Raw genomic sequence first — 11,592 nt, 5'->3', positions numbered from 1 at the left:
GAGGTAGCAAAGCGGCTCTGAGGCCTACTACACTCGATCAATCTTTAGATACACGGAGGTTTGACATGCGGCGCGTGGTATTCAATCAGAAAGGCGGCGTGGGCAAGTCCAGCATCGCCTGCAACCTGGCCGCAGTCAGCGCCAGCGAGGGTTATCGCACCCTGCTGGTGGACCTGGATGCCCAGGCCAATTCGACCCAATACCTCACTGGGTTGACCGGTGAAGACATTCCCATGGGGATCGCCGACTTTTTCAAGCAGACACTGTCCTCCGGCCCGTTCTCGAAGAAGAACCGTGTCGATATCTATGAAACCCCGTTTGAGAACCTCCACGTCATCACCGCCACCGCCGAGCTCGCCGACTTGCAGCCCAAGCTCGAGGCCAAGCACAAGATCAACAAGCTGCGCAAACTGCTCGAGGAACTGGATGACGAGTACGACCGGATTTACCTGGATACCCCGCCGGCGCTGAATTTCTACGCAGTTTCGGCGTTGATTGCCGCCGATCGAGTTCTGATCCCGTTCGATTGCGATAGTTTTTCCCGGCAGGCACTGTATGGCCTGCTGTCGGAAATCGAGGAATTGAGAGAGGATCACAACGACGGGCTGGAAGTTGAAGGCATCGTCGTCAACCAGTTCCAGGCCCGCGCCAGTCTGCCTCAGCAAATGCTCGATGAGTTGATCGCTGAAGGTTTGCCGGTACTGCCGGTCTACCTGGGGTCGTCGGTGCGCATGCGCGAATCGCACCAGGCCAGCACGCCGCTGATCCACCTCGACCCGCGACACAAGCTGACCCAGCAATTCGTCGAGCTGCATTCCCTGCTCGAAAACGCCTGATCCCCTGAACCTTTAGGGGCGAGCTTGTCGAACCGTCGCGGTGGTAGACCAGACAACGCTGGGCGCCAGATTGCCCGCGTTATCGCTATGGTCCATCGCGGACAAGTCCGCTCCTACAGGGAACTACGCAACCAACTCATCAACTGCGGCAACGGCAACGCCCCGCTCTGACGCGCCACCTCCCGGCCATTCCTGAACAGGATCAGGCTCGGAATCGACCGAATCCCCAACTGCGCAGACAACTGCGGGTTCGCCTCACTGTCCAGCTTGGCCAGCCTGCACTTGCCTGCCAACTGCCCGGCGGCCTGCTCAAACACCGGCGCAAACGACTTGCATGGCCCGCACCAATCCGCCCACACATCCACCAAGAGCGGCAGATCGCCCTTGATCTGGCTGGCGTAGTCACCTTGCTTCAATTCAAAAGGTTTGCTCAGCAGCACCTCAGCCTTGCAGCGTCCGCATTTGGGCTGATCACCCAGGCGCTCGGCAGGGATGCGGTTGAGGCCGTTGCAGTGGGGGCAGGGGATGAGAAGTGGGTCGGTCATGATCGGGCTCTTGGCTGTGGGCGGGGCATGCCGGTTATCTGGAGTCCGGCAGGCGTTTTATCAAGTGTTGGGTGAGCTGCGCGAGGAGGTGAGTGTCGCAAATGCTCACATTTTCGCGCCGGCATATTTCTGCGCAATGGCTAGGCTGGAATCAACTTCGACGTCTTTCACTTCCAGAGGCTTTCGCTTTGTCTTCAATTGCGTGCTACTTTTGTTGCACTCATCGAGAAATCGATGCCCTGCATTTGTCGGATAGGAGTTATCCCGTGTCCGTGACATCCAAAATTCGCCGCCAGGGAGGCGCAGCAGTAATCACGCTTGCGCCGACCTTGCTCAAGCTCCTGCACCTTGAGGTGGGAGCACAACTGGAGCTGAATGTGGTCGATGGAGAATTGATTGCCCGCCCTGTGAAATCCGAGCCTCAAAAGCGATATAGCCTCGCGCAGTTGCTGGAGGGCGCCGAAGAAATGGCTGAGCTGAACGCACAAACGGCCTCTGCTCGCGAGGGCGATCCAATAGGCCGGGAGCTTGGCTGATGGTGCGTCGGCGTGCCCCGCAGCGGGGCGATGTTTACTGGATTGATCCCAACCCGGTCGCGGGTCGGGAGATGATGAACCGGCACCGTTTTGTGGTGATAACCCCCAGGGAAATTAATGCGCTGGGTGTCAGCATGACAGTGCCAGTCACCAGCGGCGGCGGTTTCAGCCGGAACGTAGGGCTGGCTGTCAGTGTATCCGGGCACGAAACGAACGGCGTTGCGGTATGTAATCAGGTCCGCAGCTTTGACATCGAACAACGTGTACTTGATGGCTCGGCCAAGTTCATCGAGCGACTCGATGACGTCACGATGGCCGACATCGTCGCTCGAGTCGTCAGTGCCATCGATCCTCTGGACTGACCACCTCACGACGAACAACTGATCTCCAGGTGCTTGCCCCACACCGGCGGTCGCTGGGCGTAGCTTTCCATCCCCGGCTGTTCCTCGAACGGTTTACTCAGTACCTCATGCAGCCTGCGCACCTCTGAATAGTCGCCTTTCTCGGCGGCATCGATGGCGTTCTGCGCCAGATAGTTGCGCAGGATGTAGAGCGGGTTGACCGCGTGCATGCGTTGGCGGCGTTGGGTCTGGTCCGGTTCTCCTTCGCGGCGGGTGCGGTCGATGTAGCGCTGTCCCCAGGCGTCGAAACCCTTGATGTCGACGAAGTCATCGCGCAAGCGTGCAACCGCCTGCTCCGGGGCTTCTTCGCCCAGGCGGCGGAAAAACAGCGTGTAGTCGACGCCGCTGTTCTGCATCAGTTGCAGCAGGTGTTCCAGCAGTTGCTGGTCGTCTTCTTCGCCAGTGGTCAAGCCCAGGCGACGACGCATCAGGTCCAGGTAATGGGCTTGGTACAACGGCAGGTACAGACCCAGGGTTTCACGCAGCGCCTCGACGCTGATGAACGGCGTCAGGGCCTGAGCCAGGGCGCTGAGGTTCCACTGACCGATCGGCACCTGGTTGCTGAACGAGTAGCGGCCCTGGTCGTCGGAGTGGTTGCAGATGAAATTGGCGTCGAAATCGTCGAGGAAAGCAAACGGGCCGAAGTCGAAGGTGATGCCCAGGATCGACATGTTATCGGTGTTCATCACGCCGTGGCAGAAGCCGTATGCCTGCCACTTGGCGATCAGTTCGGCATTGCGCTCGACGATTTCACGGAACATCGCCAGGTAGGGTTCCGGTTGTTCGAGGCACTGTGGGAAATGCAGCGCCAGCACGTGCTCGCCAAGCACTTTCTGTTGCTCTGGACGTTTGGTGTAGTAGAAATACTCGAAGTGGCCAAAGCGCACGTGGCTGGGCGCCAGGCGCAACACCATGGCCGCGCGTTCCTGCCGCTCACGCCACACGGGCGTGTCTGAACCGATCACACACAACGCCCGCGTCGTGGGAATGTTCAGCGCGTTCAGCGCTTCGGAGGCGAGAAATTCACGGATCGAAGAACGCAACACGGCGCGTCCGTCGCCCATGCGCGAAAATGGCGTCTGGCCCGCGCCCTTGAGGTGCAAATCCCAATGTTCGCCGGCTTCGTTGTACACCTCACCCAGCAACAGGCCCCGCCCGTCGCCCAACTGCGGGTTGTAGGAGCCGAACTGATGACCGGAATAAACCATTGCCCTCGGCACCGCGTCGGCCCACAGCTTGTGGCCGCTGAACAGCTCGGCGAACTCCGCCGTTTCGGCCACCGCCGGGTCAAGGTCGAGCAGCGCCATGGCGGCGGAGCTTGCGACCACCAGCCGTGGATTGTCGATGGGTTCGGGTAGCACGTGGGCGGAAAAGGTATCGCCCAGGCGGTCGAAGCGGTTATCGAAGGTCAGTTCGTCTAGGGCTTTCACCGGCCATCTCCAGCAGAATGTCCGAGCATTCTGCTAGGGATAGGGCGGTTAGTCGAGCTTGGCGGGCGGCGGCTCTTGCAGGGGCTTGCCCTCAGCCAGCGGCACGATGGTCTTCGTTTCCGGCTCGATAGGCACCATCTTGTATTCCTGACCGTGCAGGTTCTTGAGGTAAACCTCCATTTGCCGGAAAGAAATATTGATGTGCTGTTTCTTGAACTCACGGTTGATGAAGCGGTTGACTTCATCGAGCACCGGGTTGCGGTCGCCGAGGTCACGCACGTGCATGCGCAGCTCATGGTCAAGGGTGCTTTCACCAAAATTGAGGAAGTACACGTGCGGCTCCGGTTCCTTGAGCACCCGTGGGTTCTCCCGGGCGGCCTTGAGCAGCAGTTCTTTGACCAGGTCCAGGTCCGAGCCGTAGTCGACGCCGAGTTTGAGCGTGACCCGGGTGATGGTGTCAGTCAGCGACCAGTTGATCAGTTGCCCGGTGATGAAGGTTTTGTTCGGGACGATGATGTCCTTGCGGTCGAAGTCGGTGATGGTCGTGGCGCGGATGCGGATCTTGCTCACCGTGCCCGACAGGTTGCCGATGGTGATGGTGTCACCAATGCGCACCGGGCGTTCGAAGAGGATCATGATGCCGGAAATGAAGTTGGCGAAAATCTCCTGCATGCCGAAACCGAGGCCTACCGATAGCGCGGCCACCAACCATTGCAGCTTGTCCCAGCTCACGCCGAGGGTCGACAGGGTCGTGACGAAACCGACGCCGGCAATCACGTAGGAAAGTAGCGTAGTGGTGGCGTAGGCACTGCCTTGGGCCAAGTCCAGTTTCGACAGCACGAACACTTCCAGCAGACCCGGCAAGTTGCGCGCCAGGGCGAAGGTGATACCGATGATGATCAGTGCGCCCAGCATGTCGCCGATGCTGATCGGCACCATGCTCATATTGGCCCCGGTGCCGCTGGTGTATTCGTAGAGGGTGACGTTGTCCAGGTATGAGAACACCGAGATCAGGTCGGACCAGACCCAGTACAGCGCCGCGATGAAGCCGCCAAGCAGGGCCAGGCGAATCAGGCGCAGGGACTGTTCGTTGACCTTCTCGATGTCCAGGGTCGGCTCTTCGATCACCGCTTCGCCATCACCGGCTTCCTTGGCGGCCTGGCGTTTGGCCAGGGCGCGCTGATAAGCCAGGCGCCTGGCCGCGACGCTGAGTCCCCGTACGAACGTGGCTTCAATCACCAGCCAGAACATCAGCAGGTACAAGGTATTGATCAAGCGGTCGCTGAGTTTCAGTGCGGTGTAGTAGTAACCAAAGCACACGGCCACGAATAACGCGATGGGCAGGGCAGTGAACATCACTCCCACGGCCTTGCGGAACAGCGAGGCATTCTTGTGGGTCGGGCTGCTGATCAGCAGGCGGCTGAGCAATAGGGCCATCAGCGCGTAGCAGGTCAGCACCACCGGCATGCCCAACACGTCGTCGGCCAGCGCCGCCGGTTGCAGTTCGGCGACCGCCACCACCGCTACCAGGGCCATGACCACCAGCCCGAGTCGGCGGACCCAGGCCTGGAGGAACTCGACCTGGGGTTTTTCCCAGCGGAAGTGCAGTTCGGCTACGCCACCCGGCGCGAGGATTCGGTAAGCGGTGTAGAACACCAGCCAGGCCATCGCCATTTGCAGCAGCGCCGCGCCCATGTTGGCGTTCTGCCCGCGGGCGTCGATCTGCAACGCCAGCCCGCACAGGGCAAGACCCAGCGCAACCGGCAACGCCAGCAGAATGTTGATGAGGATCGCCTGTGGCGTGTGCAACTGGCTGTCACGCTTGAAGTGGCCGATGTCCTGGTGGACCTTGTTCAGGCGGGCATACAGGCTTTTGCGGCGCCAAAGCAGTGCGCCGATCAGCAACACCAGCGGCAGGAACAGCAGCGGTCGCTGCGTCAGGCCATCGCTCAATTCGCTGAAGCTCGAAGCCAGCGGCAGGGTCGCGATCTGGCGTTGCAGGCGTTCCGGCACGCCGCGCATCCATTCCAGGTCCAACGGCTTGTTGCTCGGAATCCAGAACATCTGCTCGTCGAGCGTCGCACGCAGGCTTTGCGCGGTGCTCAGCAGTTGCTTCTGGTTGAGCTGCAGCGTGATGGATTCGTTGAGCACTGCGCTGAGTTCGCGGTTCAGACGCTCCAACAGGTCGGCCCGGGTGGTGGCCAATTCCAGCAGGCTTTTACGCAACTGCGGGGTGACCTGCTCGGGCGGCTGGGTCGACAGCAGATTGTCGACGTAAGTCGCCGGATTGCTGAGCAACTCGCGCTGTTGGCTCACCTCGAACTGGTACAGGCGGATGTCGGCGATCTGGTCGGCAAGATCACGATCGACCTTGAGGCGCGGCAAACCCTGTTTTTGTTTGTAGAGGATCTTGGACAGCAGCAGGCTGCCCTTGAGCACGTTGATTTGCTCGTCCAATGCCGAGTCACTTTGGGTCACGTTGTCCAGTTGCTGCTTGGTTTGCAGGTTCTGTTGCGTGACCACGTTCAAGCGATCGGTGCTTTTGAGCAGGTAGTCAGACAGCTTCAGGTTGGCTGCGCTTTCACTTGCCAGCAAGGCGCTGCCGCCGGATTTCTGCGCTTCGATGGACTGCTGCGTCACAGTCTCCTGGGATTGGGCCAGGCGCTTTTGGTTGATCAGGGTTTGCAGTTCCTGGATTTCCCGGTCCAGGCGGTCGGACTTTTCCGTCAGCAGGTCGTGCTGGCTGTTACCCAGGTCCTGCAACTGGCTGTTGCCGGCCAGTTCCTGGCGACGCAGCGGGATCAGTGCATTCAGTGCTGCCAGCTCGGCATTGAGCAGGTCGCGTTGCTCGCCGCTCAACGTCTTGCCGGCATCTTTGCCGGCCTTGAGAATATTGTTGATCTGCTGGATGCGCGTCTGGCTGCTGGAGATTTCCGCCTGGGCGCGCTCGGGACGGGTCTGCGCCGTGATGACCAGGCTATTGGCATCCGCCAGGGCTTTTTGCATGTCGCTTTGCTGGGTCGAGCGCTCGGTCAGCAATTGTTCCAGTTGCGGGATGGACTCCTTGGCGTAGCGCTGTGCCACCGGCGGCATGCTGGTGCCCTTGAGTCGGGTCAGCTCGCGCTGGTTCTCGATGGTCTGTTTGGGCGCGGTAGCCAATTGCTGCTTGATATCGGCCAGCTTTTGCTCGTAGTCACGCTGGTTGCCGAGCTGGGTCAGGGTGTTTTGCAGAACGCTCTGCAAGGCTTTCTGATCGGCTTCGGGCAGTTTGCGATCGGCGATCTTGTCCAGGCTGGCCTGTACGGTTTCGCGGGACGGCGGTTCGGCTGCTTGCAGAGAGCCGACAGAAAGGCTCAGGCCCAGCAGGGCCATGATGAAAAAGGTGCGCAGGGTCGACATAGATTTTGATCGGAAACAAAAGGCGAAGTGTGGAGTTTAGAGGAAGAGCCCGGGGCCCGGGCGACTTCCTTCGGGGAATCTGACGCCCACTTTGCCGATCTTGTTCCCGTCCATGACCGCGACGGTCCACAGGGTGTTGTTCCAATCCACCTGGTCGCCGACTACTGGCGCACCGCCCACTTTCTGCGCAATGAACCGACCCAGGGACATGTCCGGATCGATGCCTTCGACCTTCAACCCGTAGAGGGCAGCAACCGCGGCCAGTTGGGCGTCTCCTTCGAGTACGAAGTCGCCGAAGAAACGCAAATCCAGCCCCCGTTGCGGCGCCTGGCTGAACAGTTTTCCCAGGGCCGGCAGGTTGTGTTCATGACCGATTACACACAGCAAATCGTCGACTTCGAGCACCGTACTACCCGACGGATGGAGCAATTGTTGGCCGCGAAACAGCGCTGCGATCCTGGTGCCCTCGGGCATTTTCAACTCGCGCAGCGGCGAGCCTATGCACCACTTCTCGGCACCGAGGCGATAAACGAACAGCTCCCACTCGCTGGTGACGTGAACTTCCAAAGCGGCGCGAGAGATCGGCGCCGGCTCCGGGGGAACGGTCACCTTCAACAGTTTGGCCACCCACGGCAGGCTGGTGCCTTGCACCAGCAGCGAGACCAGCACGATGAAAAATGCGAGGTTGAAGTAGAGCTGGGCATTGGGCAGCCCGGCCATCAGCGGGAACACCGCTAGAATGATCGGCACCGCCCCGCGCAGGCCCACCCAGGAAATAAAGGCTTTCTCGCGGCCATGGAATGCCTTGAACGGCAGCAGGCCAACGACCACCGACAGCGGACGTGCTACCAGGATCATCCACAGCGCCAGGCCGAGCGCGGGGATGGCGATGGGCAGCAAGTCGTGTGGCGTCACCAGCAGGCCCAGCACCAGGAACATGCCAATTTGTGCCAGCCATGCCATGCCATCGAGCATGTGGAGGATGCCGTGGCGGCTGCGTACCGGACGGTTGCCGATCACCAGGCCGCACAGATAAACCGCGAGGAAGCCGCTGCCGTGCAGGGCGTTGGTCAGGGCGAACACCACCAGGCCGCCGGCAATCACCAGGATCGGGTAGAGACCGGTGGCGAGGTTGATGCGGTTGACCAGTTGCAACATCAACCAGCCACCGCCCAGTCCGATCACACCGCCGATGCCGAACTCTCGCACCAGGTGCAGCAGCAGGTCCCAGTGCAGCCCCGTCTGACCGCTCGCCAGCATGTCGATCAGGGTGACGGTGAGGAACACCGCCATGGGGTCGTTGCTGCCGGATTCGATCTCCAGGCTGGCGGTCACCCGTTCATTGAGTCCCTTGCCGCCCAGCAGCGAGAACACCGCCGCGGCGTCAGTGGAGCCGACAATGGCGCCGATCAGCAGGCCCTGGATCATATTCAGGTCGAACAGCCAGGCTGCGACCATGCCGGTCAAACCGGTGGTAATCAGTACCCCGACGGTGGCCAGCGACAGCGCCGGCCACAATGCCACACGGAAGCTTGAGACCCGGGTGCGCAAGCCGCCGTCGAGCAGGATGACCGCCAGTGCGAGGTTGCCGACCAGATAGGCCGTCGGGTAGTTGTCGAAAATGATCCCGCCGCCGTCGACACCGGCGGTCATGCCCACGGCCAGGATAATCACCAGGATCGGGATGCCCAGACGTGAGGAAAGTGAGCTCACCAGAATGCTTGCACCTACCAGCAACGCGCCGATCAAGAACAGGCTGTTGATGGTTGTCGCATTCAAGGGCAATACTCCGGAAGCTGAAAAAAGGCGGGCACAAACTGACCATGCAGTCTGCGTGCCATCGATTCTAACCTGTTGAAATGTGATGCTGTCAAACAGGTTTGGGCGCCGATCGTTCCGATGCGTCGTATCCGGATCGTTCCCACGCTGCGTTCAATGATCGTTCCCACGCTCGGGGTGGGAACGATCATCGGCAGAGGTCAGAGCCTGAAACGTCCCACCATCGTGTTCAGATCCACTGCCAGGCGCGACAGCTCGTTGCTGGCCGCACTGGTCTGGTTGGCGCCGGTGGCCGATTGCACCGACAGGTCACGAATGTTCACCAGGTTACGATCCACTTCGCGGGCCACCTGGGCCTGCTCTTCGGCGGCGCTGGCGATGACCAGGTTGCGCTCGTTGATTTCGGCGACGGCGCTGTTGATGGTGTCCAGGGACAGGCCGGCGCCCCGAGCGATGTTCAGGGTCGACTCAGCACGTTCGGTGCTGTTGCGCATCGAATCCACGGCCTGTTCCGTACCGTTCTGAATGCTGCCAATCATGCGCTCGATTTCGCTGGTCGACTGCTGGGTGCGGTGGGCGAGCGCTCGAACTTCATCGGCCACCACCGCAAAACCGCGACCCGCTTCACCGGCGCGAGCCGCTTCGATGGCAGCGTTCAGGGCCAGCAGGTTCGTCTGGTCAGCCAGGCCACGGATCACATCCAGGACCTTGCCGATGTCGCGCGATTCATTGGCCAGCTCGCCGATCAAGGTGGCGGTGCTCTGCACGTCGGTGCTCATGCGTTCGATGGCGCTTACGGTTTCCTGAACCAGGTCACGGCCGTCACCTGCGGAGGTGGTGGCGTTCTTCGACGCCTCGGAGGTGCTCACCGCGTTGCGTGCCACTTCTTCCACGGCGCTGGTCATCTCGTTGACGGCCGTGGCGGCCTGTTCGATCTCGTTGTTCTGCTGGGTCAGACCACGGGCGCTTTCGTCGGTGACGCTGTTGAGTTCTTCGGCGGCCGATGCCAACTGCGTGGCCGAACCGGAGATACGTTGCAGGGTGTCGCGCAGCTTGTCCTGCATCTTGGCCATGGCGGCCAGCAGTCGACCGGCTTCGTCCTGGCCATCAACGGTGATCGGGCGCGTCAGGTTGCCCTCGGCGATGGCCTCGGCGGCGCCCAGGGCATTGGCGATTGGTCGGGTGATGCTGTTGGTCAGCAGCCAGGCAAACAGGAACGTCAGAACGGTGGCGATAACCAGCAGGACAACCACCAGATTGAACGCGCTGTCGTACTGATCGGCGGCTTGCTGGTCGGTGTCGAGGGTTTGCCGGGTGTTGATCTCCAGCAGTTTGGTCAGCACCGTGTTGATCGCCTCGGAGTTGCTCAGCAGATCGGTGTTGAGCAGGTTGCGCAGATCATCCACCTGATTGCTGCGCGACAGTGTTTTCATCCGGTCTTCGATCTGGCGATATTGCCCCAGCAGCTGTACGTATTGATCGTAGGCGGCACGTTCCTGCGGGCTGGCGATCAGTTTTTCGTAGATGCCCTGGGCGGTGCGGATCTGCTGGTTGCGCATGTCCAGCAGGTCCATGGTCTTTTGCTGTACGTCCGCCTCGCGATTGACCAGCAGACGGTAGGACAGGACGCGCAGGCGCAGGGTCAATTGGGTGAATTCATCGAGAGCCTTGATGCTTGGCACACTGTTACTGGCGATGTCCTCGGCGGCACCGCGAATCTTGCTCATCTGATTCAATGCAAACACGCCCAGGATCATCATCAGCGCGCCAATCAGGGCGAAACTCACAAACGCACGCGGGGCGATATTCATATTACGAAGGGACATGGTGGGTACCGAATTAAACGCGCCTGTGCGGCGCTGAAACTGACGTATGCGTGACTTATCGGTCATACGACTAAAGTCTTGAGGGGGCTTCGGATCAGTCGCCAATCCGATGCGGCGACGAAGTGCAGGAACCAGATCCGCCAATCACAGTCTCTAGGGTTCGCCGAGGAGCGTTACCGACCAGGAAAATCAAGGGCTTGCGTCCTTGTACCCCTGGCATCGCCGGTAACTTTTCTTTATCGTACGCGCCCTTTGAAAAAGCCTGGAAAATCAAAATGTTGGAAGCATCCCTCAGCCAATTGGAACAACTGGTCAGTGACCTCGTGCAACAGAATCAGAGCCTCTTGGGCACCAATCAGGCCCTGAGTGCGGAACTGGCCGGGCTCAAGGATGAAAATGAAAGCCTGCAACTGAGCCTGATGGAACAGGAAGAGAAGCACGGCGCGACCGCTGCCCGTATTCAGGCGCTGGTTGATCGCGTCAATGCCGGCCCGGTCAGCGCATGAGTATCGGCGCCGCAGGGGTAAAGGTCGTCTCGATTCTGGGAGAGGACTATTCGATCAAGGCACCGGCCGGGGAAGAGCAAACCCTGCTGGACGCCGCCGTCATGTTGAAGGCTGCCCTGGCCGAGACCAAAAGGAAGTACCCGACGCTGATCGGCGATCGCCTGCTGGTGCTGGCCGCGATGAACCTGTGTTCCCGGCAGATCGAAATGCAGAAGCAACACAAGCTGGAACTCGACCGTTATCAAGAGCAAGTCAGCGCCACGGTTGAAGTGATCACCAAGACGATCAATCAGGCCTGATAGGTCTTGAGCACAACCAAAGAATAGATTGTCGA

The 11,592-nt window shown here is 60.3% G+C and carries 10 protein-coding genes and 1 pseudogene; 5 read left to right on the top strand and 6 right to left on the bottom strand.

The window, feature by feature from the left end:
- The first annotated feature begins 65 nt into the window (after window positions 1-65).
- Window positions 66-836, top strand: coding sequence for a ParA family protein (locus AB4N64_RS22805; protein ID WP_460118738.1), 771 nt, complete (start codon window positions 66-68; stop codon window positions 834-836).
- 113 nt (window positions 837-949) lie between these two features.
- Here the strand turns inward: AB4N64_RS22805 and trxC are convergent, their stop codons facing one another.
- On the bottom strand, window positions 950-1,381 hold the full coding sequence (trxC, locus tag AB4N64_RS22800) for a thioredoxin TrxC (protein WP_460118736.1): 432 nt from the start codon (window positions 1,379-1,381) through the stop codon (window positions 950-952).
- Between the two features lie 101 nt (window positions 1,382-1,482).
- On the opposite strand from trxC, the gene mazE reads away from it, so the two are divergent.
- Together mazE and mazF are read left to right on the top strand one after the other, a co-directional pair.
- Complete coding sequence (gene mazE / locus AB4N64_RS22795; RefSeq protein WP_460126842.1) at window positions 1,483-1,917, top strand: type II toxin-antitoxin system antitoxin MazE; 435 nt, start codon at window positions 1,483-1,485, stop codon at window positions 1,915-1,917.
- Window positions 1,917-2,279 carry a type II toxin-antitoxin system toxin MazF gene (mazF, locus tag AB4N64_RS22790; protein ID WP_460118734.1) on the top strand — a complete coding sequence of 121 codons (363 nt, stop codon included), beginning with the start codon at window positions 1,917-1,919 and terminating at the stop codon, window positions 2,277-2,279. Before mazE ends, mazF begins: the two co-directional genes overlap by 1 nt.
- 5 nt (window positions 2,280-2,284) lie before the next feature.
- Here the strand turns inward: mazF and selO are convergent, their stop codons facing one another.
- From selO to AB4N64_RS22765, 5 genes and pseudogenes are all read right to left on the bottom strand, one after another.
- Window positions 2,285-3,748 (bottom strand): protein adenylyltransferase SelO, encoded by a 1,464-nt coding sequence (gene selO, locus AB4N64_RS22785; RefSeq protein WP_460118732.1) that lies wholly within the window; start codon window positions 3,746-3,748, stop codon window positions 2,285-2,287.
- Window positions 3,749-3,796: 48 nt separating this feature from the next.
- A complete protein-coding gene (mscK, locus tag AB4N64_RS22780; RefSeq protein ID WP_460118730.1) occupies window positions 3,797-7,147 on the bottom strand; it encodes a mechanosensitive channel MscK in 3,351 nt (1,116 codons plus the stop codon).
- Between the two features lie 36 nt (window positions 7,148-7,183).
- Window positions 7,184-8,926 (bottom strand): potassium/proton antiporter, encoded by a 1,743-nt coding sequence (locus AB4N64_RS22775; RefSeq protein WP_460118728.1) that lies wholly within the window; start codon window positions 8,924-8,926, stop codon window positions 7,184-7,186.
- Window positions 8,927-9,126: 200 nt separating this feature from the next.
- A complete protein-coding gene (locus tag AB4N64_RS22770) occupies window positions 9,127-9,990 on the bottom strand; it encodes a methyl-accepting chemotaxis protein (RefSeq protein WP_460126841.1) in 864 nt (287 codons plus the stop codon).
- Window positions 9,982-10,737: pseudogene (locus AB4N64_RS22765) on the bottom strand (MCP four helix bundle domain-containing protein); the annotation flags it as partial. The pseudogene AB4N64_RS22765 and the gene AB4N64_RS22770, both read right to left, overlap by 9 nt.
- Before the next feature lie 290 nt (window positions 10,738-11,027).
- On the opposite strand from AB4N64_RS22765, the gene AB4N64_RS22760 reads away from it, so the two are divergent.
- Window positions 11,028-11,258 (top strand): hypothetical protein, encoded by a 231-nt coding sequence (locus AB4N64_RS22760; protein ID WP_460118727.1) that lies wholly within the window; start codon window positions 11,028-11,030, stop codon window positions 11,256-11,258.
- Window positions 11,255-11,557, top strand: coding sequence for a cell division protein ZapA (locus tag AB4N64_RS22755; RefSeq protein ID WP_460118725.1), 303 nt, complete (start codon window positions 11,255-11,257; stop codon window positions 11,555-11,557). The genes AB4N64_RS22760 and AB4N64_RS22755 overlap by 4 nt, the downstream gene beginning before the upstream one ends.
- Window positions 11,558-11,592 lie beyond the last annotated feature (35 nt).

The sequence above is a fragment of the Pseudomonas sp. S2_C03 genome (assembly GCF_054668405.1).
The sequence above is the reverse complement of the archived record's forward strand: the minus strand, read 5'-3'. Positions and strand labels throughout refer to the sequence as shown.

Coding starts and splice junctions, on each gene's coding strand:
- AB4N64_RS22805 (WP_460118738.1), top strand. CDS start 66: ATGCGGCGCGTGGTATTCAATCAGAAAGGCGGCGTGGGCAAGTCCAGC.
- trxC (WP_460118736.1), bottom strand. CDS start 1,381: ATGACCGACCCACTTCTCATCCCCTGCCCCCACTGCAACGGCCTCAAC.
- mazE (WP_460126842.1), top strand. CDS start 1,483: ATGCTCACATTTTCGCGCCGGCATATTTCTGCGCAATGGCTAGGCTGG.
- mazF (WP_460118734.1), top strand. CDS start 1,917: ATGGTGCGTCGGCGTGCCCCGCAGCGGGGCGATGTTTACTGGATTGAT.
- mscK (WP_460118730.1), bottom strand. CDS start 7,147: ATGTCGACCCTGCGCACCTTTTTCATCATGGCCCTGCTGGGCCTGAGC.
- AB4N64_RS22770 (WP_460126841.1), bottom strand. CDS start 9,990: ATGCAGGACAAGCTGCGCGACACCCTGCAACGTATCTCCGGTTCGGCC.
- AB4N64_RS22760 (WP_460118727.1), top strand. CDS start 11,028: ATGTTGGAAGCATCCCTCAGCCAATTGGAACAACTGGTCAGTGACCTC.
- AB4N64_RS22755 (WP_460118725.1), top strand. CDS start 11,255: ATGAGTATCGGCGCCGCAGGGGTAAAGGTCGTCTCGATTCTGGGAGAG.